The organism is Herbaspirillum sp. GW822-FHT03A08 (genome assembly GCF_058801885.1).
In genome coordinates, this window is sequence record NZ_JBXANR010000004.1 from 431,952 (window position 1) to 454,650 (window position 22,699).

Here is a 22,699-nt window from a genome sequence, read left to right on the forward strand (position 1 = left end):
GGCTCCGGCGTTTCAATGCCGCACTTCCCACACCATTTCAATGCGTTCTCCATTTCAAACTGCGCAGGGGTACCTGTTATTTGACAAACTGATTCGCCAAGCCGAAACATGGCTGGCATCAGTCCGCCTGAGGACTCTCGGCTATTCCCAAGCCGGCATGGCGCAAAGATTGGCCCAACGCCTCGTCGAAGTTGGTCTGTTTTCGTTCGTGCAGCAATGCGCTGCACAAGCCCGGTCCGAGACCATCACCTCGTCAGATCAATCACAGATACACACTGTCGGTGGCATCCGGATCGATTCGGCGTCGGGCCAGGCAAGGCCGTCGGCGAAAATGTTTTTCACGTCGATGGTTGAATTTCACGTGCACTGGCTGCACGCGCTGGCGACAATTTTCATGTCACTGCTGGCGCGACGCCCGCAGCAAGGCGCCGCAACATTGCTGTTTGGCGTCGGTACGGAAAGTCTGTTTCAGAATGACGGCGACGCCCGTTTCGTTGCTTACTGCCTGAAAGCACCCGTCACGCCACTGCAGACGGCAAGACGGCTGATTATCCAGACCGCGCTCAAAGCGATCTCAAGCGTTCCGGAACGTCTCAGCTACGTTCGTTTGCCGCTGTTTGAATTGCTGCGAGGAAATCGCTTGGGGCTTGCCGATTTCGTGCGCCTCATGGCAAACCACGTCCGTGCATATCTGGCTTATTGGCAGGCGACGCTACGCCATCCGATCATCAGTATTCTTGGCCGAGATTTCGCGTACCACGCAGTTGCCGTGCATTTGAACCGTAAAAAACTGCTGGATGCCGTCGTCATTACCAATTCGAACTATCCCGCCCAACCGCTATGGATGAGCGACCTGCCGCAAAAAAATTTCGAAACGCACCTGGTCTGGTATGCGCAAAACACCATACCCATCGTCAACAAGCACGAGCCGATCCGATCTGACGTGCCCAATTATCGACATCTGCGCGTCGATGTTTCCTGGGTATGGTCAAACGGCTATGCCGACTATCTGCGTTCGTTGAATATCCGGGGAACCATCAATGTTGTTGGACCGATAGTCTGGCAACTACCCCCGAGCGATGAACCAGCTCGCGACCCGACAGAACTGGTGATTGCGATATATGACGTAACGCCGATCAGCACGACCTATGCAGAAAGTATCGGCTTGTTCGGCAACTACTACTCCGCCGAAAACATGGTGGAATTCATCGATGGGATCGAGCATGCGAGACAGCTGGCATCGCAGACCTTGGGCTGGAACGTACGTGTCATGCTGAAGCATAAACGCGCACATCACGCAGATCACGACAATCGCTACGTAGAAAAAATCGCGCGCGCCGAAGCCGACGGACAGCTCGAAATCGTGCCGCATACCGCCAATATGTACTCCATGGTGGCGAAGTCGGATCTGGTCATCGTCATTCCCTATTCCTCACCCGTTTATGTCGCCGAACAGCTGGGAATTTCCGCCATATTTTTCGACCCGTCCGACGCAGTTCTGCCGCTTTATGAAAAGACGCAGCGCATTCATTTCGCATCCGGCCGGGAAGAACTCGCCACCCTGACTTGCGATCTGCTGACGCAGCGCATACACACGCTCACCGAGAAAAAATCTCAATGACGACTGCATTGAAACCACCATCGTCTACGACGACGTCCATCAACATCGACATCTTCCGCACGCTGCTGGCGCAATGGGTGATCGTCGGGCACGTGGCGCCATCGGTGCTGAACATCCCGGCAGTGCCGGGTCGCATGGCGGTCTGGTGTTTCTTCATCATTTCCGGCTTTCTCAACGCGCAATCGTTCTCGAACCGTCTGAGCAAACAGTCCTGGCTTGCTGCCACACGCCATTACTACATCAGCAGGGCAAAACGCATTTACCCCTTGCTGATTCTGAACTACTGCGTGGTATCCTTGTTGCTGGGATCCTGGGTCAACGACGAATGGTATGTTTTCTTCCCCTACCTCCATTCATTCAAGGGCACGCTGTCCAACAGCGTGCTGTGGACCCTGGTTATCGAAATCCAGCTGTATCTGCTGACGCCTCTTCTAATCATCATTGCCGGCCGACTGAAGAGTCTGCACTGGATGCTCCAGCTGCTGCCGGGACTGCTGCTTGCCTATGGCGTTCCCAAACTGCACGCCTTTCTGGGCAACAATCCTGATTTGATTGACGACCGCACCGTCACAGGTAACATCGGTTTTTATTTCTTTGGCATGATGCTGGCACTAGGCATTGCCAAAAGAGGCAGCTTTACACCTCGCATCGATCTGGCTTTGCGGTATTTGCTCTTGATAGCTACGGCGTATTTGCTGTACCGATACAACACCTCGTTCTTCGGCATTCAGTTTACCCAAGGCCCCACGGTCGCAGTTTTGGCATCTTTCCTAGTGCTGTCTGCGCTGACGCCGCTGGTTGCGAACGGCCATCGCATCTTCAGGCTGCTTGGTTACTACACCTACGAAATTTACATACTGCACGGATTGCTTGCCTTCATCTGGCACGAACTGAAGTTTACCAGCGCGACATCCATCGTGTTCTTCTGGTGGGCAATGCCGCTCATACTGGTCCTGATTTTTGATGTGACCGTCAAAAAGAAATATCGGGATCTGAAGCTTCAGTAATTTCTGCAATAATTCTGCAACCGGCATGCCCAAAGATGCCGACCTGCCTGTACTTAGTGAACATGAAAACCATGAGAAAAGCCTCTACTGCCGCCTCGACTTCAAGAATCATTTTCTTTTTCTTGCGGCGGCACTCCTCCGTCTATCTGCTGTTGACGGTGCTCGGCGTCGTCATAGGTATTCTGGAGGGCCTTAATCTCGCCGTATTCATACCGATCCTGAACAATCTGGTCGGCGTCGCGCCCGCTGAAGGCGTGGAAGACAAACTGCTCGTTCAAACCATCGGAAAAGTTGTCGGAATGATGCCGGTGCATGACCCGTTCCTGGCGGCCGCATCTCTGTTCCTTGCCCTGACTGTCCTCAAGGGCGCGCTCTCCCTGCTGCATGAATACATCGTGGCCCGCTCCAGCGGCGAAGTACTGAGCCAGTACCGGCAAGAACTGATTGAGCGTTACGGTCAGGCTCCGCTGTCCTACTTCGACCATGCGCGTTCGGGAGCGCTGACGTATAACCTCAACATGCCGCCGGTGATGCTGTCGAAGTTGCTGTATACTCTGCCGCGCTCGTTCATCGATTTCCTGCGCTTCTTCTTCGTCATGGTGATCCTGTTCTACATGGAGCCGAGCATCACCATCGGCGTAACCGTGTGCGGCGCCTTGCTGTATTTTTCGGTATCCAAACCACTGACCCGCTATTCCTATCGCCTCTCCGCCCACCGAAGAATCGCAGAACAGGAGATGAGTGCAGTGGCCACCGAATGGATACGCGGCGTCCGTCCGATTCGCACCGCAGGCGCCGACAAACACTGGATACAGGCGTTTTCGGATGCCAACGATGTTTCCAGAACAACCTACATCAAGACCACTTTCCTGCTTGCCTCACCGCGCCATGTCTTTGAACTGGTAGCATTTGCCGGACTGTTCATCGGGATGATCATCACCTACCTGAGTTCCCCCGCCACCCTCATGGCGCAGGTCACCAACATCGGTTTGTTTTCCATGGGACTGGCACGCGTTCTCCCCTCCTTTGCGACGCTTGCGCGCACACCACTGGATATTCGCACCATGCTTCCTGACGTGGAGAATCTCTATGAGATCATCCACAATCTGCCCGAAATGGAACAAGACGGCGTCATCCCGTTTACCAGGCTCGACGACGGCATCCGGCTGCGCAATCTCAGCGTGGAACATGCCGGACGCGCCAAGGCGCTGGACGACGTATCGCTGGATATAGAAAAAGGCAAGGTAGTGGCATTCGTGGGGCGCTCCGGCGCCGGCAAGACCACGCTGCTCAACGTTGTCATCGGCGCCCAGTCCCCTTCTTCCGGACAAGTCCTCTATGACGGCACGCCGCTGGCAAATCTGAACAAATCCAGCCTGCTCCACAGGATCGGCTACGTCGGCCAGGACGTGTTGCTGTTTCATGGCACCATCCGGCAAAACATCGCGTATTTCAAACAGGATATTACCGAGAGCGCAATTGCACATGCAGCCGATATTGCGGAAATTCACGACTTCGTCATGGGATTGCCGCAAGGCTATGACACTCTTGTCGGCGAAGGCGGCGTCAATTTCTCCGGCGGGCAAGCGCAAAGACTGGCGATCGCCAGAGCGATCGTACAGAACCCCGACATCCTGATTCTGGATGAAGCCACCAGCGCACTGGACAGCTCGTCTGAAAAAATCGTGGTGGACGCCTTGCGTCGCGCCTCCGCCAATCGCACCGTCATCATGGTCACGCACCGACTGGCGACGGTCAAATGGGCCGACAAGATTCACGTCCTCGATGGCGGGAAACTGGCTGAGTCCGGCACCTGGGACGGCTTGCTGAACGACAGAAGTACGCGTTTTTACAGCATGTGTTCCGAACAGCAAGTCGCGCCGACTGAGTAACCAACAAACACGGAACCGGATCGATGAGCGCCTCAACTGAGCAGGAGTGGCTGAAGAACCTGATCGGCCGGTTTGGCCGGGCGGATCGTCGCCGTGAATTCAATTTCACTGCCGGCCCCATCAATGCGATCCCGCTGAGCGATGTGGAAATCGCCAGTATTTTGCACTCGAGAAGTATCGCCGGAGCGCTCGTCGCGCCGATATTGATCGCCCTTCTCAGATTCTCACTCCTTCTGTTGTTCCCGCTTCGCAATGCGGGCATCGTGTGGCGCACCTGGCTGCGTCGCTCCCGCGGCGCACCACGCACTTCGCACGCTCTGACGGTGCTGTCGCTCGGGCCGCAGACGGCAAACAAGGACGCCTATTTTTCCGCTTTGCTGGACAACATGGGGCAGCCTTTCAACTACGTAAAAATTGTCGGAGGAAGAGAAGCCGACACACAGGATTTTGTATTCGTTGAACGCAATCTCTCTCTGTTCACCGCATTTTTCTTGCCGTGGCGCGCCATTGTCGCGCCCGTCATCTTTCTGCTTCATCTGCTGACCGGATTGCATCATCTCTCCGGAACAAAAGAAAAATTGCTTCTTGTGTTGTTGGGACTGCGCGAAATCAACAGTGGTGCGGCTTTCAACAACAAGCTTATTTGCCTCTCGTTTTTCGCGCATCTGAGAAGGTGCAAACCCGGGAGCTTCCTATTCCCGCTGGAAGGCCGCAACTGGGAGAAGGTCATCATGGCCGGCGCCGACGCGCTGGATATTCAGGGAATGGGATATCTGCATTGCGCGATAACGCCGCGTCATCTCAGTCTGCGCCATCCCGAGCATTTTTATCGTACGGATGAAATACCGTCATCGGTCATTACTCCGGGAGAAATGGCCTTCGATTTGTTTTCACAAAACCCTGCCTGGAAAAATATCAGACAAGGCTATTTCCTCAGAGGCAGCAGAAAAAATACCGGCACAAACATCGAAATTCAGCGAGACAACGTCGTATTTGCGTTGACCGGAAATATTGCCGAGGGCGAGCACATTCTGCAATACATGGCGACACTGCAAGGCGCGACCACGCTGAAAGCCATCGCGAGGATGAATCCGAATACGTCATCGTTCCAGCATCTCCGGGCCTATGCACAGCAACTCGGCCTGACGCTCTACGCCCCGCAGGAACACATACGACCGGTCATGTGCATCTACCGATCCTCGTCGGTTGCGATCGACTGCCTGAAAGAAGATATTGCGCCCATCTATTTACAGCTGGAAGAGATTGTCAGCCACAATATTTTCGAACTGGATAATCAGTATCGACTCGAAACCATCGCTATGGACCAGAACTTTAATGATAAAGTTGAAGTTTTGGCAGAGAAATATGGGACATCGCCCATAGTAAATGGGGCGAAAATTGCGAACCACTATCTCGATCAAAGCTTCTCTGCCGTCGAACTATCTAAATTGTTGAATAAATAAAGCGACTTTAAATGATTAAAATATTTATTGGGTTCGAACCTAAGGAAGAGATTGCATACCATGTGTTGTCGTCTTCCATCTTGCGCAGATCTTCCGAGCCGGTTCAGATTACCCCCATCATTCTCAGCTCGCTGCACGGCATTTTCAATCGCGAACGCAATCCTCTGCAATCCACGGAATTCTCTTTCTCCCGCTTCCTGACGCCCTACCTCTCCGGATATGAAGGATGGTCGATTTTCATGGACTGCGACATGCTGATGCTGGACGACGTCGCCAATCTCTGGAAACTGCGGGACGAGCAATATGCGTTGATGTGCGTCCATCACGACCACAAACCCGCGACGGACATGAAATTCCTGAATCAGACTCAGACCAAGTACGAACGCAAGAACTGGTCCAGCATGATGTTGATGAACAACGCCCGTTGCAAGGCGTTGACGCCTTCTTATGTGGAGACGGCTACCGGCCTGGACCTGCACCGTTTCAAATGGCTGCGCGATGAAGAAATCGGCGCGATTCCGGGCCGCTGGAATCATCTGGTTGACTACGACCCGACCTTGCCGGAAAGCGAAGTATCGAATCTGCATTACACCGAAGGCGGACCGTACTTCGAGGATTACAAGAACTGCAGCTATGCCGACATCTGGCGTGCAGAACACAGGAAAATGTCCTTCCCTCTTACACCGTCCGGCGACTAGAACTGCGCGGCGGCGTGATCGATCTCAGTATTTTTCTTGGCTGACAATGCCGAATAAATCCGCCGCCACCTGGTGAGCGGACTTCAACTTGTCTTTCAGCGCAATGAAGTTTTCAACGCCAGGGAAATCGGCCGCTCTGATCTGAGACTGCATTGCCGTATCTATTACGCCCGGCTCGTAGTTCAGAGACTTCACGCCTTCTGCCTGCAAATTCCGCATGAAAGCGCTCAGCGCGGCTTTTCCGGTGCAATACAGGGACCAATTGGGAATTGCTCTGGCAGCTGCGCCTGAAGAGATATTGATGATCTCTGCATGCGGAAAGCGCTGCAGGATGGCGACAATCAAAGCCAGCGGCGTCGTAATATTGATTTGAACGCTGTCCTGAATTTGCGCTTGGGACAGCAAGACGCTTTCTTTGATCTGCATGTCAAAAGCATTGTTGATGAAAACAATGCGTTCCGCATCCGGCAAGCGGGACACAAGACCGGAAATCCAGTCCGGCTGCCGCAAATCGTATGCCGGACGGGAAAGGGGACAGATCTCCCAGCCGTTTCCGGCAAACTCAGCTTCGATCGCCTGGCCGAGGCCACGGGAAGTCCCCGTAACTATCAATAGATTCATGATCCAGCCTGCCTGTTCCTGCCGTTAGCACATTGACAATCAGACGCGGAACGAAAAAAGAGACGCGCTGACCCAATATGGGATTCTAGGATTTGATCCAGATCTGATTGTTCAGCGCCGCCGAGGCATGGAACATTTCGGCCTGCGCGCGCGTCTCCAGCCGAAATCCTGCACCGGTCAGAATGCTTTGCACTTCCGTCGACAATTCCGCAAATGCGTCGTTTACCTCAATGAGGACAGTTTTGCATTGCGGGTGCGCCAGCGTCTTCACCGCCCCGCGCAAGATCAGATGCTCGATTCCATCCACATCCACTTTGATCAGACTCGGATACTCGGCGACAACACCTGCCTCCATCAGAAAATCCAGTGAAAAACCGCAAGTCTGATAAGCAAAGACCTTGTTCATGGGCGTGCCATCCTGCCCATAGTCGACGCCGAACGATGACAGCGCGCCACCTTCCATGGTGGTCGTCAGATTGAAATCCGCAAAACAATTGGTCGTTGTCAAAGGATTGGGAATGATCTTCACCTTGGATTCAACATCGTTGGCGTTCAGATTCTTTGCCAGCACTCTCAGATTGAACACCGAGGGCTCAAACGCATACACGTTGCCGGGCTGGGTCTTGGCGTAATAAACCGAATACAAGCCAACGTTGGCGCCGATATCGAATAACGCCCCCTGTCCGCCATAAGTATCCATCCACTCAAGGGTTTCCGGCTCTTTGGTCGAAAACGTCGCTGCGCGGAACTGACATATCCAGTTCGGGGTATAAAACGAAAAATGCTGGGCCACACCTTTCACAACGTGGGAAATTTGCTTGCGGCGCGCCTGAATCCTGTCGTTTTGCGCATCCAGCCAGTAGGTTGAAAAGGTCGGATGGATGGCGGCAATCAGCGCGGAATAGCCCCGCCCGAACGCATCCAGACAATGCAATGGCAACAGCAAGAGTGACTTTACGATCTGTTTCGCCGCAGAACCCGTTGCACGCTCAATCGGCTCAGAGCCTGTCACATCGGCGCCTTGTTGTTTTGTCATGTTAAATAATTGATAAGGGAAATTGGATATTGCAAGAAAAGGCTGAGCCGGAGATGGGATTAGTTTATTGCGTCGCCCCGACTGGCGTCATCATCATCAATGAAGGTGAAAACGCTCTATTTTGCAACTCGGTCAATTGTTGAAAACCATCAAAAACACATGAACAACCCGGCTTGCGTCATCCCGATTTGCAACACCATGAAGGATGGGAAAGCCTGATACGGACAGTGATTTCACAATTTAATGAAGGCTCTGCATTATAATGTCCAACCTATAAAATCGCCAGTCAGTCTCTCCTCTTAATGCTGGCAACAATACGCACATCAGAGCCTGGTCCGGCTTATCCGAATCCGAACCGTCCTTTAACATCGCAATCCCGGCGCGCAATCGACATCAACATTGAACTATGGATCAAGACAAAGTTAAGCTTTTTTTCAATAATTCTGAATACCTGAAAAACAGCAGTGACCGCATTGCCATTCGCAGCATGGTTGTACAGGACTTCCTCGGCGAAACGGACAATCTCAACATTCTTGACATCGGATGCGGCGACGGCAGTCTGTCACTCCCCCTGCTGAAGGCGTCCAATCGACTGACCTTGATCGATTTGTCGGATGCGATGATCCGCAAGGTCAAAGAGCGCGTTCCTGAAAATCTGGCGTCAAATGTGACCTTGATCAATGATTCGTTTGAAGCTGTCGATGATAATGTCAAATTCGACGTGGTCTTGTGCGTTGGCGTGATCGCTCACGTTCCGGATGTCGCGACTTTGCTGAAAAAAATCGATACGGTGCTCAAGCCCGGAGGCCGGCTGATCGTGGAAACAACGCCTAATCCGTACCCTATCGGAAAGCTCTTTTTTCCCTATTATTTTCTGCGCAATCTCATTTTCAAAGATGCGCCGAAGTACAGCAAGAACCGGATGAAGATCAAGGACCTGCTGGCTCAGACCGACATCATCGGATTGAAAAAATTACGTGCCGTCCGCTATAGCTTCCCATTGCCTGGCATGTCGCATTGGCCTCAGTCCCTGAAGTTCAAATACACATTGATGACGTTGACGAACCCCTTGCTGTCCCGTATCGGATCCGAGCATATTTTCCTGCTGAAACGATAGAGCACGTTCGTCGACAACACTCGCTACATTTATTTTTTCGCTCCACTTTATTCAGTGAAGATGATTGACAATGAATTCCATCAGCAATTCTGAAGTTTCGAAAGCCGCCGCGACGACGCAACTGGTTTCCGCCCGTTTCAAACCGCATGGCGAGTCCTATCTCCGGCTGAGCGACGCACAGGAACAAACCAGACAAGAGGTACTGGGCAAGATTCGCGATGGCCGCTACCAGCTGTCCACTCGCCCATGCCAGCTCTGTGGATCATCGGATGCAATCACCATCGCACAACGCGACCGGTATTCGCTGCCGGTGGAAACGAGTGTCTGCAAGACGTGCAGCCTGCTCAGCACCAATCCGGTCATGCGCGATGTGGACTACGCTGATTTTTATCAGAACCATTACACCTCGCTGTACGACGGTTTTCAATATTCCACGGACGAGTTTTTTGAAAATCAGCGCGCCGCAGGAAAACGTCTGCACGACACGGTCAAACAACATGTCGATCTGAACGGCAAGACCGTGGCGGAAGTCGGATGTGCCGCCGGCGGCATTCTGTCGTACTTCCGCCAGTTTTGCGCCAATGTCGTCGGCTGCGATTATGGCACCCGCTTCATGGAGGCCGGAGTGGCAAAAGGCATGAAGCTCAAGGTAGGCGGCATCGCCGTCCTGAGAGATGAAAAACCGGACGCCATTATCTATAGCCACGTCTTGGAACATATCCTTGATATCAACGCGGAGTTGCAACAAGTCCACGACATCTTGCCGCCTGACGGTCTGCTCATCATTGACGTTCCGGGCATTTACAACATCGAATCGGCATACGAGGCCGATTTCCTGAAATACCTGCAAAACGCTCATCTGTTCCATTTCACCTCGGACACGCTGAAGGGAATCATGGCGGCCAACGGCTTTGAGACCATTCACGTCGACGAACGGTGCATTGGCGTATTTCGAAAGACTGCCGATATCAAACCAGTGTTCTCGAATGAGCAGCATCAAAAAATAACATCCTATTTGGAACGTATGGAAGGAAAGTATCTTCTCGTTCGCATGCAGAAATTTCCCCGGAAGGCGGCGGTCAAGGTCTTGAAATCATTGGGGCTGCATGACGCGGTGCGAAACATGTATCGCAAACTGGCATCCCGCTAATTGATTCCGTTTCGTCCAGAAAGCTTTTCATGAATCAGATCATCTCGGTGTCCGACGCTGACTTGAATTACCTGCATCTCGCCTCGACGCCCATCGCCGTGTTGGCCGCGTACGGTCTCAAGACATATACCGGGCTTTCCGGCGATGATCCGGGCGCTACGCGTAACAAGGGCACGCGTTTCTCGGTCATATTGAGCGCCTACGGCGACAACGCATTGATCGGGCGCGCGGCCATTGCCGAGCTCGGTCCTCAGGAACACCGATTCTTTTGCCTGGACGACGAACTTGAGAAACTGAATTGGGCCGACAAAACAACGCTGTGCGTAGTGCACCGGGTCCCGATGGGCTTGCTTGGCAAGGATCCGGACCAGGCACCGAAGATCCCTCACACCAGCTTTAGCATGTATCGGACGGTCGTGCAGTATGAGTCGGCATCGGGAGCCAAGGGAAGCGTGATTTATGAAACCCCGCCGAACTTCAACATGCGAGGGAAGACGCCGCACTTCCTTAGTTTTTCCAACAAGATTTATCTGAGCGGCGGCACAAAATGCCGCCTCATTTTGCTGAACTATTCGGTCAGTCCGGATTACCGGCAAACTGCAGAAGTCCAATTGGAGTTTGGCAACGCCGCCGGTGAACTCATCACACGGAAGACAGTGGCAGTCGGCCCATTCGCTTTCCACTGCGTGGAAATCGATGAGGTTCTGGCCGGTCACGGCGATACGTTTGTCAGCCTCGCCGCATCGTCGGTCACATCGGCACTGATTCCACTCAGCGTGATTGTGAGCAAGAGCAATGGCGGAGTTTCGGTCGAGCATTCGCATCCGCCGCAAGAGTATTTGATGGCCGAATGGTCGGTTACCGGAAAAATCAAAATCGACGCGGCACGACACCTGTTCGCGAACTAATATGCTCCGAAAAATCTATCACTCCATCCCTATTTCCCTGGCTGCGCGCGCCTGGTTAAAAAAGAAGATGCCGTTGAAATGGCAACGCCAAAGCCAACTCCGCAATTTCGGAACAATCACCGAACTTTATTTTTGGAGAACCGACAAGGGCATTGATACCATCGCGCCGATACAGAATTATTTTTCAGCACTGTTCCCGGATCTCGATACCGCGACGACCGCCAAAATCTGGTTCTACGATAACGCAGGAACACTGGTCGCCGAGCGTGAATTCGCTTTGGGCCATAAGGGCATGCAGGTTGTCAGGATCAGCGACATCCCTGAAATCGAGGGTTCGCACGGTACGTTCATGTGGCACATCAACATGCCCGACACGGTAGCCGGCCAGGCGACCGTCAGAAAAAATCTTGTCTATTTCACGGACCGGGGTTATATCTGCTACGAAAAATCGGGCAGCCAACCGGCCTTTACGCATGGAGTGGATCGTTACGCCGTGTTCCAGAAACAGAATCTGGAGCGGCATGAATTGTTTTATGCAAAATTATCCCAGACACGTTCTTGGATTCCTGAATTCCCTCTGGTGGAAGGCATGCAAACGGAAACGGAAGTCATCCTGTTGAATCGTTCGGCGCACTCGCAACAATACGATATATCGGTATTCAAAAATGGCGGCGCGCTGATATCAAAGTCATCCATCAATGTAGCCCCGCGGGGAGTCGGCATTTTCTCGATCAACGAAGAATTGATGCAGCGTCTTGACGGTTCATCCGGCTTCTTTTCCGTCGATGGCATTCCGACCACCTGGGGAAGGCCGGCTATCATGCGCCACTTCTCGTCCGGGGCTATCTCCATCATGCACTGCTGATATCTCGCGGCCGGAACATGATCCGGTCGCGAGATGTATTCTTGCCTGATGCAAGAAAGTAACTCCTGGTTCCGTACAATTCAGGAACTTCCCTCCTGGAAACCTAGCCATCCGCCAGAAAATACGTCGCCATGATCAAGCCTACAAGTACAAATCGCCGCCGATGGTATGCCTATGCTGTTTTTCTGGGCATATTGCTCCACGTGATCATTGCAGCGGGCGTCACGCTCTACATACAAAAACAAAGTCCTGACGGGATTTTAAAGAACTCCGATGAAACCGCCTACATCACCTATGGGCACAAAGTTTCTCAGAACTGGAAGACCGACATAAGAAGCGGCTATTCAGACCTCGGCCGTGGCGACCCGCATACCGGTTACTATTACATCATTGCGGCACTGGACTATGTCGGGGTGAGCAACCCGGTCATTCTGCGCATCCTCAATGTCGCGGTCGGCCTGATCGGAATCGGACTCTGGGGGCTTGCCATCAAGATCGGAGAGAAAGCCAGCCGCGTGTCGGGGACACAACTGCTGCTGACGCTTTTCACACCCTCACTGATGTTCATGTCGTCCCTCATATTGAAAGAGACCTGGCTGTACATGCTGACCGGCGCCATGGCGATATTGGCGGCGCTGGTCATGGAAGAAAAATCGAGCATTCCGAAGAAAATAGGATTGATCGTGTGCATCGCCTTGCTGCTCTTCCTGATGACCATGTTCCGGGGGTATGAAACATTGTTGATCGGCGGCATCTTTTTTGTTTGCATGGCTGTCAAGATGAGCTGGAAATACTCACTGCTGATGATCGCCGGCATTGCAGCCTGCCTGCTCATCATCCAGCCCTATGCGCTCTTTTATTACCTCAAAATATTACTCAACGTCGATGTCGCCGCGCATGGATGGCAGGCCTTGCTTCACGCCGACTGGAGCAACCCTCTCAAATTCCTCCAGATTTTCTATGAGGGCAACAGTACCGGCGGCTCAGCCATTCCGCTGGATACGCACTGGTTTGCAAAGGTATGGCTATTTTTGTCGTTTCCTCTGCCATGGCAAGCGACATCGGTTTTCCAGAAAATCGTCGTTCCTGAAGTTATCCTGACGCTGTTGTTGCTACCGCTGGGATTGCATGGAATGTGGCTGAAATGCGTGCAGAAGAATACCTTTGGAATCTTTCTGCTCTCCTGGCTGGTCGTGATGTCACTTTTTTACATATTGCTCAGCGCGAATCTCGGCACCTTATTCAGACACAAAATAACATTGATGTTTATCTATAATTATTTTGTTGCGGTGGGGATCGCATCCGTCTTCCAGAACAAGAACGGCTTCGAAGCAGATTTTTCCAATAAAAAAGATATTGCCTAATGACTCTCAGCATCAGTTCAGTTATTCCCACTAAAAACCGCAAACAGGATTTGCTGGCGGCAGTGATCTCGATTCTGGAACAAACGCGATCGCCCGATGAATTGATTATCATCGACCAAAGCAACTCAAACGAAGCGCAACCGGCAGTTTCCGATTTGGTGGCGTCAAAGGCGCCTGCGATGAGGCTCGTCTATGTATACGACCCATCCATCACCGGCTTGATTGATGCGAAGCGAGCTGCGGTTGTGCATGCGAAGAGTGATATTGTCTGTTTTCACGAAGATGACGTCGTGCTGGAGCCGACCTATATCGAAGAAACGGAAAAAGCTTTCACCGATAATCCAACCATGCTCGGCAGTAGCGGCATCGTCACGAATGTCCCCATGCTGTCCGATAACTATCGTCGCTTTTTCCATTTATTCCATCGTGGAATTTTTTACGATAAACGAATCGACGTCCATGGCAGCGCCTCGATAAAAAATACGCCCCTGATTCCCAGTCGCTACCTCAGCGGCGGTCTTTCGGCCTATCGTTCGCCGGTCTTCGATGCCATTCCGTTCGATCTTGAAAACAATCTTTTCATGCTGGAAGACATTGATTTTTCGACACGTGCCGCGGATCACTTCGGGGACAAACACTTTTACATCAATCCCAATGCCCGGCTCGCACACAACATGTCGCCGGTCAACCGGGCCGTGCTGGAGCAGAAATATGCACGCAAGCTACGCGAGTTCATTATTTTCTACAAAAAACACGCTTCGACCCCGGGCGCCAGCCTGAATCTGGTGTGGTTGCTCGCCGGACTGTTTCTGGAGACTGTTTTGCAGTCGGCGTCCGCACGCAAGATTTCACCATTGCGCGGTTATTTCAAAGGACTTCTGGCAGGCTATCAATGGCGCGTACGCAAGGAGAAATCATGCCGGTAGCAGCCGTTTGGGGAGCCAACGGTTTCATTGGCAGACACCTGTGTATTGCATTGCTGAAGGACGGCTGGGATGTCGTCGCCATCGTCAGAAGCGAAGAATCCCTGCCAGCGGAATTGCGCCCCCTGGTCGCAGAAAAATATATTGATTTCACCAGCCCCGTGGACATCATTGAGCAGGCATTGCAAAACGTTTCCGTTGTCTATCATTGCGCCGGCAGTACGAGTGCAACGCTGCAGCCCGACTCTTTTGTCAACGCCATCGAGAAACTGGTGGACGCCTCTTCGGCGGCACAAGTCAAACGGGTTGTGCTCATCAGCACTGTCGGAGTGTATGGAAGAAGTGATCAGACCACGCTTGGAACCGACTCGCCTCTCAATGGAAAGAGTTCCTACGCCCTGGCCAGAATAAAGGCCGAGAAAGCCCTGCAAGAACACGGTGAAAAAGAGAACGTGGAAACACTCGTCGTCAGGATACCAATGGTTGTCGGTTTGGGCATGAGCAGCAAGACGCTGGAACTGTTTTTTGACAGTTTCATTTATGGCTTCTTCTTTCATCCCGGTCGCAAGACTGCCGTCCTCAATTGCATCGGTATCTCGCGCCTGAGCGCCCTTCTGCTGCCGGCTGCCAGCAAAGAGCTTCGCAAACCGGTCATTCAACTGGCGGACAATATGCAATGGATCGACATCGCGAGGCTGTTCACAACGATTACTTCGACCAGACTGGTGCGCGTCCCGCTGCCGACACATCTGCTGAAATACTTGTCATCCTTTTTCTCCGGACATGCCACCGTCTGGAACAAGCTTGATGTCTTCGATAACCACGTCCGATACAGCGATGACTCAGCACTTCTGGCCGACTCTGGCGTACCGCCCACTATTCAGGATATAGAACACCTTGTTCAATCAAGGAGAGCGGCGCAAAAAAACAAAGTCGCGCTGAAAAATATCTCCAACCTCTTGAAAGAAGTGGCCAAGAAATAATGTGGATTCAAAATGACGAACCGCAGCAGCGACAATACTGTCCGTCCAACGCACCGCGCTGATAGGGGGCTCATGTCTACATACGCCATCGGCGATCTCCAAGGCTGCGGCCAACAGCTGCAAAACCTGCTCGGCCTGATCGACAAGACCGCTCCGGACGCCGACCTGCTGTTCGTCGGCGACCTGGTCAACCGCGGACCGCATTCGTTGGCCACGCTGCGCCATTTGCACGCTTTGGGCGACCGTGCGCGCGCAGTTCTGGGCAACCACGACCTCCATCTGCTCGCTGTGTCGCAAGGCATCCGCCCACTCCATGCCACCGACACGCTGCAAGACATCCTGATCGCCCCCGACCGCAACGAGCTGATCGACTGGCTGCGCCACCGCCCCCTGGCCTTGTTCGAACAAGGCCATCTGTTATTCCACGCCGGTGTTCTGCCGGAATGGGATGCCGAAAAAGTGATGTCATTGGCGCATGAAGTGGAAACCAAGCTGCGCGGCCCGGATTGGGTCGATTTTCTACGCCATATGTACGGCAACGAACCGGCAATATGGTCTGATGACCTGGAAGGCGATGACCGGCTTCGCTGCATCATCAATACACTCACGCGCATCCGTTTTTGCCGGCCTGACGGCGGCATCGATTTCAAGATCAAGGAAGGTGCCGGCGCCGCACCTGAGGGTTATGTGCCGTGGTTCGACATGCCGGGACGCAAGACCGCTGATGTGACTTGCGTCTTCGGTCATTGGTCGGCATTGGGGCTGACGCTGCGCCCCAACCTGATCGGACTCGATACAGGCTGTGTCTGGGGCGGAAAACTTACTGCGGTGCGGCTTGAGGATCGGGCGCTGTTTCAGGTGGATTGCCCGCAGGCGCAGAAACACGGCTGAGATCCTCCGGCACGTAGCCCAACCCTTCCGCCACTGCCTTGCGGGCAGTGACCGCCAATTCCCGACGATGCGCGCCATCAGTCGGGATCAACGGCAATTGCGTCAGCTCCGCAGTCATCGATCGCGCCTTCAAAATCGCCAGGATGCTTTCCACGATCGTGGTGTCGCCGATGAAGTCGGCTGCCGCATGGTAATTTCCCTGCGCGTCCAGATAGCGCAAGGCGTAAGGCTGCACCGGCACCTTGGCGTCGAGCGCCGCTTCAAACAAATTGGCGTGAAACGGCAGCAGCTTGCCCTGCGCTGCGGTCGTTCCTTCCGGGAAGAAGGCCACGCGGTCGCCGGCTTCAATGCTTTCCACCAATCCCTTGAAAATCCGCCGCACGTCGCTGGCCTTACCGCGCGAGATGAAGATCGTCCCGGTCTTGGCGCATAGCCAGCCGATGAAAGGCCAGCTGCGGATATCCGATTTCGCCACGAAGCGGCACGGCTGCATCGAGTTGACCACGAAGATATCCAGCCACGAGATGTGATTGGCGACGATCAGCGAACGCGCCGGCGCGGTCACGCCGTCCAGCTGGCGTATCACTACCTGGATGCCGCAAATACCCAGCAGCTTGCGTGACCAGCGGCGAATATGCCCTTCGCGCCGCGCCGGGCCGATCCAGGGAAAGATGAAGGCGCAGATCGCCATGCCGAGAAACAAATGCGCAATCATGCGCAGTATGCGAAAAGGAAGCATCGCTTTTTTTGAAGTTAGCGTTCGAAAGCGATGTGACCCGATACGATGGTCGCTTTGACCTGACCGGTCAGTTCATAACCGAGGAAAGGCGTGTGCTTGCCCTGGCTGGCCAACACTTTGGATTCCACTGTCCAGCGTGTCGCCGGGTCAAAGATACAGACATCGGCAACGTCGCCCACCGTCAAACCGCCCGCGGCCAGACCAGCTACACGCGCAGCATCGGTGGTTACCTTGGCGACCGCCTTGCTGACGGCATCGGTTGCGCCGGCTTCTTCCGCCCACTTGAGCGACAGCGACAATAACAATTCCAGACCGGTTGCACCCGGCGAGGCTTCGCCGAAGGGCAACAGCTTCTCGTCATCATCGACCGGCGTGTGGTCGGAGCAGATCGCATCGATGGTGCCGTCCAGCAGCGCGGCGCGAATCGCGTCGCGGTCGCGCTGCGAGCGGAACGGCGGATTGACGCGCGCATTGGAGTCGAAAAAACCGATGTCCATGTCCGACAAATGAATGTGATGGGCGCCGACGTCGCAGGTCACCGGCAAGCCTTCCCGCTTGGCGGCGCGCACCAGTTCCAGGCCGGCAGCCGAGGACATGCGGCACAGATGGACGCGGGCGCGCGTCGAGCGCACCAGTTCGAAGATGGTGTAGAGGGCAATCGTTTCCGACATCACCGGCACGCCGGACAACCCCAGGCGCGACGCAGCAGGACCGCTGTGCGCGATACCGTGGCGGCCGAGGTGCGGATCCTGGGGACGCAGCCACACGGTGTAGTTGAAGGTCTTGGCGTACTGCAGCGCGGAGAGCAGCACGGTGGTGTCGAGAATGGGTTCATCGGCTTGCGAGAACCCAACGCAACCGGCTTCCGTCAGCTCGGCCATTTCGGTCAGCGCCTTGCCTTTCAGGCCGACGGTCAGCGCGCCAAGCGGATACACGTGCGCCTGATTGAGCGACTTGGCGCGGTGCTTGAGCATTTCAACCAGGCCCGGCTCGTCGAGCACCGGATCGGTGTCCGGCGGACACAGGAGACTGGTGACGCCGCCTTGCATCGCGGCTTGCATTTCCGATTCCAGCGTGGCTTTGTATTCGTAGCCAGGCTCGCGCAGGCGCGCGCTCAGGTCGACCAGGCCGGGAGCGACCACCAGGCCGGCGGCGTCGATGGTCTTGTCCGCGGTAAAGTCGGCCGGCGCCTTGCCGATGCCGGCCACTTTGCCGTCGGCGATGAACACGTCTTGTTGCGCGTCGATATTGTTGGCAGGGTCGATCAGTCTGCCGTTCTTGATATGCAGTTTCATGCGCTCTATTCCACTCTTGTCCGCGTTGAATCTATGTTGAATTCGTTGTTGCTTGGGTTGCTTAGTTACCTGCAACGATGCTCATCACCGCCATGCGCACCGCAATACCGAAGGTCACCTGCGGCAGGATCACCGCTTGCGGGCCGTCCGCCACTGCCGAGTCGATCTCGACGCCGCGATTCATCGGCCCCGGGTGCATCACGATGGCATCCGGCTTGGCCAGCGCCAGGCGTTCGGGCGTCAGGCCGTAGCTCTTGAAGAACTCCTGCGCCGATGGCAGCAAGGCGCCGCTCATGCGCTCGTTCTGCAGACGCAGCATGATGATGACGTCGACGTCTTTCAGACCTTCTTCCATGTTGTGGAAGACGCGCACGCCCATTTGTTCCAGCCCGCTCGGCAGCAGCGTGCTGGGGCCGATGGCGCGCACTTCCGGCACGCCCAGCGTAGTCAAGCCGTGGATATCGGAACGCGCCACGCGGCTGTGCAGAATATCGCCGACGATTGCCACGCGCAGGTTGGTGAAATCCTTCTTGTAGTGGCGGATCGTGTACATGTCCAGCAAGCCTTGCGTCGGATGCGCATGGCGGCCGTCGCCGGCATTGACCACGTGTACGTGCGATTGTTTGGTATCGATCAGATGCTTGGCGATCAGGTAAGGCGCGCCCGATTGCGAATGGCGCACCACGAACATGTCGGCGTGCATCGCCGCCAGGTTATCGATGGTGTCCAGCAGCGACTCGCCCTTGCTGGCGCTGGAGGCGGAAATATTCAGATTGATCACGTCGGCCGACAGGCGCTTCGAGGCAATTTCGAAGGTGGTGCGGGTGCGCGTGGAGTTCTCGAAGAACAGGTTGAACACGCTCTTGCCGCGCATCAGCGGCACCTTCTTCACTTCGCGGTCGCCGATGCTGACGAAGGACGACGCGGTGTCGAGGATATTGGTGATGATTGCTTTGGGCAGACCCTCGATGGTCAGCAGATGTTGCAGTTCGCCGTTCTTGTTCAGTTGTGGATTAAGCATGGACCACCGTCAGGGAAAATCGGCCGTCGTCGGCACGTTGCAGTTGCAGGGATTGATTGTCGGCGAGCGCAATCGTCTCGGCCAGAAAGTCGGCGGCAATCGGCAGCTCGCGGCCGCCGCGGTCGACCAGCGACGCCAGCAGGATGCGCGCCGGGCGGCCGTAGTCGAACAGTTCGTTGATCGCGGCGCGCGTGGTGCGGCCAGTGTAGAGCACGTCGTCGACCAGCACGATGGTCGCGCCTTCGACGTCGAAACCGATCTGGCTCGGCTTGACGTCCGGACGCAAGCCTTTCTCGGCAAAGTCGTCGCGATAGAACGAGACGTCGATGAAGCCGAGGCGGTCGTTCAGCTGCAGCTCGGCGGCCAGACGTTCGGCCAGCCAAGCGCCGCCGGAATGGATGCCGACGATGGCGGCGTGTTCGACGCCTTGCAAACCGGCTTTGACTTGCTGCGCCAGCTTGCTATACAGCGCTTCGGCATCCAGCGCTAAGGAAGTGTTAGATGTATTAGGGGTGCTCATGGGAGTCGTCGAAATATTGCTGCAAAATAATGGCGGCGGCCTCGGCGTCGATATGCTCGCCGCGGCGTTGTTCGATCACTGCCGAGGAATAGCGCTCGTCCACCAGCACCGTTTCCACGCCGAAGCGGCCGTGCAACTGGTTGGCGAAGCGGCGGCAGCGCACGGTCATTTCATGTTCGGCGCCGTCGGGATGGCTGGGCAGACCGACGATGCAGCGCGTCGGCGTCCACTCCTCGATCAGCTTGCCGAGTTCGGCAAACTTGCCGTCGTTGGTGGCGGCGCTGATGATGGTTAGAGGCTGGGCTTGCTTGATCAGGGTATTGCCGATTGCCACGCCGATGCGCTTTAAGCCGAAGTCGAAGGCCAGGAGCGTTTCCACGGAGTCCTGCTCAGGCCCGGCCGAAATCGCCGCTGAGCATGACCGGGTCGATGCCCAGCAAGGCCAGCGCGGCAGTGAAGCGTTGCTCCACCGGCAAGTCGAAGATGATCGATGGATCGGCCTTGACCGTGAGCCAGCCGTTGCGGCCAAGTTCTTCTTCAAGCTGACCTGCGCTCCAGCCCGAGCAACCCAGGCTGACCAGCACCTGCTGCGGACCGTCGCCGTGGGCGACCGCTTCCAGCACGTCTTTGGAGGTAGTCAGGGAAATGCCGTCGGTCACCTGCAAAGTCGACGAGAACTGGCTCATCGCCGTATGCAGCACGAAACCGCGCTCGACCTGCACCGGCCCGCCGAACATCACCGGGGCTCGATACAGCTCGGGCACCGCGTCAGGCGAATCGTGGATGATTTCGAGCTTGAGATTGATGCGATCAAACAAGACATCCATGGTCATGTCGGTCGGCTTGTTGATGACGACGCCGAGCGCACCGTTCTGATTGTGCTCGCACAGATACACCACGGTGCCGCCGAAAATCGGGTCCAGCATCGATGGCATTGCTATCAGGAAATGATTGGTCAGGTCGAACTCGGGAGCGAGTTTGGCGGCCTTGTCGGTGCTTGCCGCAAAATCGGAGGTTTCCGTCGCGTCGAAGGCTGCGTCGGAGGTGTCGGCGGAGAAGGCTTTGCGTCGCTTGATCATGCCCGCCATTTTAGCAGTTTTACGACAAATCCCCCAGCCCGGCGGCGAGCCTCTGCTGCGATCAGCCCGCTCGCCGGAATGTGTCAGTCCTGCGTCGCCAGCAAGCGCCGCGTCGCTTCCCGCGCCTCCCGCCCCAGCGCCGCCAGGTCGACGCCGGGAATGTTGTCATCTTCGACCACCGCCCTGCCGGCGACGTACAAGGCCTTCAGATACGGTCGCCCACCGCCGACCACCGGCCCCAGCGCCGGGTCGTGCAAACCGAAGTAGCGCGGGTCGTCCAGACGGTACAGCGCGATGTCGGCCTGTTGTCCGACTTGCAAGCCATCGAGTGCACCCAGCCCGAGCACTCTGGCACCGCCGGTCGTGCCCCAGCGCACCACGTCTTCCACCGTCGCGGCATCGGCGCCGCCTTCAAACGTGCCGCCAGCGTACGACGGCGTCGCCTCCTGACCGCGGCGCGCGCGCTGCATCAGCCAGGCGGCATGCGTTTCCGACACCATGTCGGCAGCTTCGTTAGAAGCGGCACCGTCGACGCCGATGGAAATCGGCACGCCCGCCTCTTCAAGTTGACGGATCGGCGCGATGCCGCTGCCCAGCCGGCCGTTGCTTTGCGGACAATGCGCGATACCGGTGCCGGTCTTGCCAAGCAAGGCGATTTCGGAGGGATCGAGTTTGACCAGATGGGCGAACCAGACGTCGTTGCCGAGCCAGTCGCAGCGTTCGGCGAATTCCACCGGTGTGCAATGGTGCTTGCCCTGTGCGGTGTCCTGGTAGCCGACGGTTTCCGACAGATGGCTGTGCAGGCGCACGCCGGCGCGGCGCGCAAAACCGGCCATGGTGCGCAGCTCTTCCGGCGTGGCCGAATACAGCGGCGTGGTCGGCGCCATCACCACCCGGCGCATCGCCGTCGGCGACGGATCGTGATAACGCCGGATCAGGCGCTCCATGTCGGTGAGGTAGCCGTCCAGCGTTTCCGGCCGCAGCGCAGTCGGCAATTCGGCTTCCAGCTGGCGCGTCTGCGTGGCGCCGCCGCGGCACAGCACGAAGCGCAAACCGAGCGCTTCGGCTTCTTCGAACAGAATCGCCGAGGTGTCGTAAGGCATGCCGGGGTAGTAAAGATAGTTGTGATCGGCCACCGTGCCGCAACCCGAACGCATCAGCTCCACCAGCCCGATGCGCGCCGCCAGGCGAAACAGCTTTTCGTCGAATTGGGCGCGATAACGATAAGGCGTCGCCGCCAGCCAAGGTGTGAGCGAGGCATTGATACCTTCAGGATCGCCCTTGAGCATGGATTGGAACAAATGGTGATGCGTGTTGACCCAGGACGGATACGCGATGCAATCGGTGGCGTCGACAATCATTTCTCCCGGCAAAGGCGACAGCTTGCCAATGGCGCCGATGACGCCGTCCACCACGCGGATGTCCGGCCCGGCATGGCGCGCCGCCGCACCGGGCAAGCCGGTCATGATGGCGTCGATGTTGCTGATCAAGAAAGAAGTCGTCATT

General features: G+C 55.6%; 22 protein-coding genes. 13 read left to right on the plus strand and 9 right to left on the minus strand.

Translation table 11 applies throughout. The features are described from left to right. Positions 1-40: 40 nt before the first annotated feature. The 5 genes from AC1RN6_RS15170 (at position 41) to AC1RN6_RS15190 (ending at position 6,681) form a co-directional block, all read left to right on the plus strand. The gene (locus AC1RN6_RS15170; protein WP_493006269.1) at positions 41-1,621 is read left to right on the plus strand and encodes a polysaccharide biosynthesis PFTS motif protein; all 1,581 of its coding nucleotides are present in this window, start codon (positions 41-43) and stop codon (positions 1,619-1,621) included. After that, a complete protein-coding gene (locus tag AC1RN6_RS15175; RefSeq protein ID WP_493006270.1) occupies positions 1,618-2,628 on the plus strand; it encodes an acyltransferase family protein in 1,011 nt (336 codons plus the stop codon). Before AC1RN6_RS15170 ends, AC1RN6_RS15175 begins: the two co-directional genes overlap by 4 nt. Before the next feature lie 71 nt (positions 2,629-2,699). Continuing rightward, entirely contained in the window at positions 2,700-4,520 is a 1,821-nt protein-coding gene (locus AC1RN6_RS15180) for an ABC transporter ATP-binding protein (RefSeq protein ID WP_493006271.1), read from the plus strand. A 23-nt stretch (positions 4,521-4,543) separates the two neighbouring features. Then, positions 4,544-5,983 carry a hypothetical protein gene (locus AC1RN6_RS15185; protein WP_493006272.1) on the plus strand — a complete coding sequence of 480 codons (1,440 nt, stop codon included), beginning with the start codon at positions 4,544-4,546 and terminating at the stop codon, positions 5,981-5,983. Between the two features lie 11 nt (positions 5,984-5,994). Further along, the gene (locus AC1RN6_RS15190; protein ID WP_493006273.1) at positions 5,995-6,681 is read left to right on the plus strand and encodes a glycosyltransferase; all 687 of its coding nucleotides are present in this window, start codon (positions 5,995-5,997) and stop codon (positions 6,679-6,681) included. 24 nt (positions 6,682-6,705) lie between these two features. On the opposite strand, the gene AC1RN6_RS15195 is transcribed toward AC1RN6_RS15190, so the two are convergent. Both AC1RN6_RS15195 and AC1RN6_RS15200 read right to left on the minus strand, forming a co-directional pair. After that, the gene (locus tag AC1RN6_RS15195) at positions 6,706-7,302 is read right to left on the minus strand and encodes an SDR family NAD(P)-dependent oxidoreductase (RefSeq protein ID WP_493006274.1); all 597 of its coding nucleotides are present in this window, start codon (positions 7,300-7,302) and stop codon (positions 6,706-6,708) included. A gap of 85 nt (positions 7,303-7,387) precedes the next feature. Further along, positions 7,388-8,338, minus strand: a complete 951-nt coding sequence (locus tag AC1RN6_RS15200) for an FkbM family methyltransferase (RefSeq protein WP_493006275.1) — start codon at positions 8,336-8,338, stop codon at positions 7,388-7,390. Between the two features lie 406 nt (positions 8,339-8,744). Between AC1RN6_RS15200 and AC1RN6_RS15205 the strand changes: the two genes are divergently transcribed. From AC1RN6_RS15205 to AC1RN6_RS15240, 8 genes are all read left to right on the plus strand, one after another. Next, a complete protein-coding gene (locus tag AC1RN6_RS15205; RefSeq protein ID WP_493006276.1) occupies positions 8,745-9,455 on the plus strand; it encodes a class I SAM-dependent methyltransferase in 711 nt (236 codons plus the stop codon). A 70-nt stretch (positions 9,456-9,525) separates the two neighbouring features. Further along, positions 9,526-10,605 (plus strand): class I SAM-dependent methyltransferase, encoded by a 1,080-nt coding sequence (locus AC1RN6_RS15210; protein ID WP_493006277.1) that lies wholly within the window; start codon positions 9,526-9,528, stop codon positions 10,603-10,605. A 29-nt stretch (positions 10,606-10,634) separates the two neighbouring features. Further along, positions 10,635-11,513 carry a hypothetical protein gene (locus AC1RN6_RS15215; protein ID WP_493006278.1) on the plus strand — a complete coding sequence of 293 codons (879 nt, stop codon included), beginning with the start codon at positions 10,635-10,637 and terminating at the stop codon, positions 11,511-11,513. A 1-nt stretch (position 11,514) separates the two neighbouring features. After that, the gene (locus tag AC1RN6_RS15220; protein WP_493006279.1) at positions 11,515-12,378 is read left to right on the plus strand and encodes a hypothetical protein; all 864 of its coding nucleotides are present in this window, start codon (positions 11,515-11,517) and stop codon (positions 12,376-12,378) included. A 131-nt stretch (positions 12,379-12,509) separates the two neighbouring features. Beyond that, positions 12,510-13,742: a hypothetical protein gene (locus tag AC1RN6_RS15225; RefSeq protein WP_493006280.1), complete on the plus strand. Its 1,233-nt coding sequence runs from the start codon at positions 12,510-12,512 to the stop codon at positions 13,740-13,742. After that, positions 13,742-14,668, plus strand: a complete 927-nt coding sequence (locus tag AC1RN6_RS15230) for a glycosyltransferase family 2 protein (RefSeq protein WP_493006281.1) — start codon at positions 13,742-13,744, stop codon at positions 14,666-14,668. Before AC1RN6_RS15225 ends, AC1RN6_RS15230 begins: the two co-directional genes overlap by 1 nt. Then, positions 14,659-15,648, plus strand: a complete 990-nt coding sequence (locus AC1RN6_RS15235; RefSeq protein ID WP_493006282.1) for an NAD-dependent epimerase/dehydratase family protein — start codon at positions 14,659-14,661, stop codon at positions 15,646-15,648. The genes AC1RN6_RS15230 and AC1RN6_RS15235 overlap by 10 nt, the downstream gene beginning before the upstream one ends. A 72-nt stretch (positions 15,649-15,720) precedes the next feature. Next, positions 15,721-16,539 carry a symmetrical bis(5'-nucleosyl)-tetraphosphatase gene (locus AC1RN6_RS15240; RefSeq protein WP_493006283.1) on the plus strand — a complete coding sequence of 273 codons (819 nt, stop codon included), beginning with the start codon at positions 15,721-15,723 and terminating at the stop codon, positions 16,537-16,539. Here the strand turns inward: AC1RN6_RS15240 and AC1RN6_RS15245 are convergent. The 7 genes from AC1RN6_RS15245 to AC1RN6_RS15275 all read right to left on the minus strand — a co-directional run bounded on the left by AC1RN6_RS15245 (position 16,469) and on the right by AC1RN6_RS15275 (position 22,698). Continuing rightward, positions 16,469-17,278 carry a lysophospholipid acyltransferase family protein gene (locus AC1RN6_RS15245; RefSeq protein ID WP_493006284.1) on the minus strand — a complete coding sequence of 270 codons (810 nt, stop codon included), beginning with the start codon at positions 17,276-17,278 and terminating at the stop codon, positions 16,469-16,471. The genes AC1RN6_RS15240 and AC1RN6_RS15245 overlap by 71 nt on opposite strands. A gap of 14 nt (positions 17,279-17,292) precedes the next feature. Beyond that, positions 17,293-18,573, minus strand: a complete 1,281-nt coding sequence (locus tag AC1RN6_RS15250) for a dihydroorotase (protein ID WP_493006285.1) — start codon at positions 18,571-18,573, stop codon at positions 17,293-17,295. Positions 18,574-18,634: 61 nt separating this feature from the next. Next, entirely contained in the window at positions 18,635-19,594 is a 960-nt protein-coding gene (locus AC1RN6_RS15255; protein WP_050479726.1) for an aspartate carbamoyltransferase catalytic subunit, read from the minus strand. After that, complete coding sequence (gene pyrR / locus AC1RN6_RS15260; RefSeq protein WP_493006286.1) at positions 19,587-20,114, minus strand: bifunctional pyr operon transcriptional regulator/uracil phosphoribosyltransferase PyrR; 528 nt, start codon at positions 20,112-20,114, stop codon at positions 19,587-19,589. The genes AC1RN6_RS15255 and pyrR overlap by 8 nt, the downstream gene beginning before the upstream one ends. Then, entirely contained in the window at positions 20,101-20,493 is a 393-nt protein-coding gene (gene ruvX / locus AC1RN6_RS15265; protein ID WP_094565539.1) for a Holliday junction resolvase RuvX, read from the minus strand. The genes pyrR and ruvX overlap by 14 nt, the downstream gene beginning before the upstream one ends. A 10-nt stretch (positions 20,494-20,503) precedes the next feature. Next, on the minus strand, positions 20,504-21,202 hold the full coding sequence (locus AC1RN6_RS15270) for a YqgE/AlgH family protein (protein ID WP_493006287.1): 699 nt from the start codon (positions 21,200-21,202) through the stop codon (positions 20,504-20,506). Positions 21,203-21,276: 74 nt separating this feature from the next. Then, entirely contained in the window at positions 21,277-22,698 is a 1,422-nt protein-coding gene (locus AC1RN6_RS15275) for an amidohydrolase family protein (protein WP_493006288.1), read from the minus strand. Position 22,699: the final 1 nt, after the last annotated feature.

What these genes read in the sequence shown, in the direction of transcription:
- AC1RN6_RS15275 (WP_493006288.1), bottom strand. Translation starts at nt 22,698, where the DNA reads ATGACGACTTCTTTCTTGATCAGCAACATCGACGCCATCATGACCGGC.
- AC1RN6_RS15180 (WP_493006271.1), top strand. Translation starts at nt 2,700, where the DNA reads ATGAGAAAAGCCTCTACTGCCGCCTCGACTTCAAGAATCATTTTCTTT.
- AC1RN6_RS15220 (WP_493006279.1), top strand. Translation starts at nt 11,515, where the DNA reads ATGCTCCGAAAAATCTATCACTCCATCCCTATTTCCCTGGCTGCGCGC.
- AC1RN6_RS15200 (WP_493006275.1), bottom strand. Translation starts at nt 8,338, where the DNA reads ATGACAAAACAACAAGGCGCCGATGTGACAGGCTCTGAGCCGATTGAG.
- AC1RN6_RS15175 (WP_493006270.1), top strand. Translation starts at nt 1,618, where the DNA reads ATGACGACTGCATTGAAACCACCATCGTCTACGACGACGTCCATCAAC.
- AC1RN6_RS15235 (WP_493006282.1), top strand. Translation starts at nt 14,659, where the DNA reads ATGCCGGTAGCAGCCGTTTGGGGAGCCAACGGTTTCATTGGCAGACAC.
- AC1RN6_RS15230 (WP_493006281.1), top strand. Translation starts at nt 13,742, where the DNA reads ATGACTCTCAGCATCAGTTCAGTTATTCCCACTAAAAACCGCAAACAG.
- AC1RN6_RS15170 (WP_493006269.1), top strand. Translation starts at nt 41, where the DNA reads ATGCGTTCTCCATTTCAAACTGCGCAGGGGTACCTGTTATTTGACAAA.
- pyrR (WP_493006286.1), bottom strand. Translation starts at nt 20,114, where the DNA reads ATGAGCACCCCTAATACATCTAACACTTCCTTAGCGCTGGATGCCGAA.
- AC1RN6_RS15255 (WP_050479726.1), bottom strand. Translation starts at nt 19,594, where the DNA reads ATGCTTAATCCACAACTGAACAAGAACGGCGAACTGCAACATCTGCTG.
- AC1RN6_RS15240 (WP_493006283.1), top strand. Translation starts at nt 15,721, where the DNA reads ATGTCTACATACGCCATCGGCGATCTCCAAGGCTGCGGCCAACAGCTG.
- AC1RN6_RS15185 (WP_493006272.1), top strand. Translation starts at nt 4,544, where the DNA reads ATGAGCGCCTCAACTGAGCAGGAGTGGCTGAAGAACCTGATCGGCCGG.
- AC1RN6_RS15205 (WP_493006276.1), top strand. Translation starts at nt 8,745, where the DNA reads ATGGATCAAGACAAAGTTAAGCTTTTTTTCAATAATTCTGAATACCTG.
- AC1RN6_RS15250 (WP_493006285.1), bottom strand. Translation starts at nt 18,573, where the DNA reads ATGAAACTGCATATCAAGAACGGCAGACTGATCGACCCTGCCAACAAT.
- AC1RN6_RS15245 (WP_493006284.1), bottom strand. Translation starts at nt 17,278, where the DNA reads ATGCTTCCTTTTCGCATACTGCGCATGATTGCGCATTTGTTTCTCGGC.
- AC1RN6_RS15270 (WP_493006287.1), bottom strand. Translation starts at nt 21,202, where the DNA reads ATGGCGGGCATGATCAAGCGACGCAAAGCCTTCTCCGCCGACACCTCC.
- AC1RN6_RS15210 (WP_493006277.1), top strand. Translation starts at nt 9,526, where the DNA reads ATGAATTCCATCAGCAATTCTGAAGTTTCGAAAGCCGCCGCGACGACG.
- AC1RN6_RS15195 (WP_493006274.1), bottom strand. Translation starts at nt 7,302, where the DNA reads ATGAATCTATTGATAGTTACGGGGACTTCCCGTGGCCTCGGCCAGGCG.
- AC1RN6_RS15215 (WP_493006278.1), top strand. Translation starts at nt 10,635, where the DNA reads ATGAATCAGATCATCTCGGTGTCCGACGCTGACTTGAATTACCTGCAT.
- AC1RN6_RS15225 (WP_493006280.1), top strand. Translation starts at nt 12,510, where the DNA reads ATGATCAAGCCTACAAGTACAAATCGCCGCCGATGGTATGCCTATGCT.
- AC1RN6_RS15190 (WP_493006273.1), top strand. Translation starts at nt 5,995, where the DNA reads ATGATTAAAATATTTATTGGGTTCGAACCTAAGGAAGAGATTGCATAC.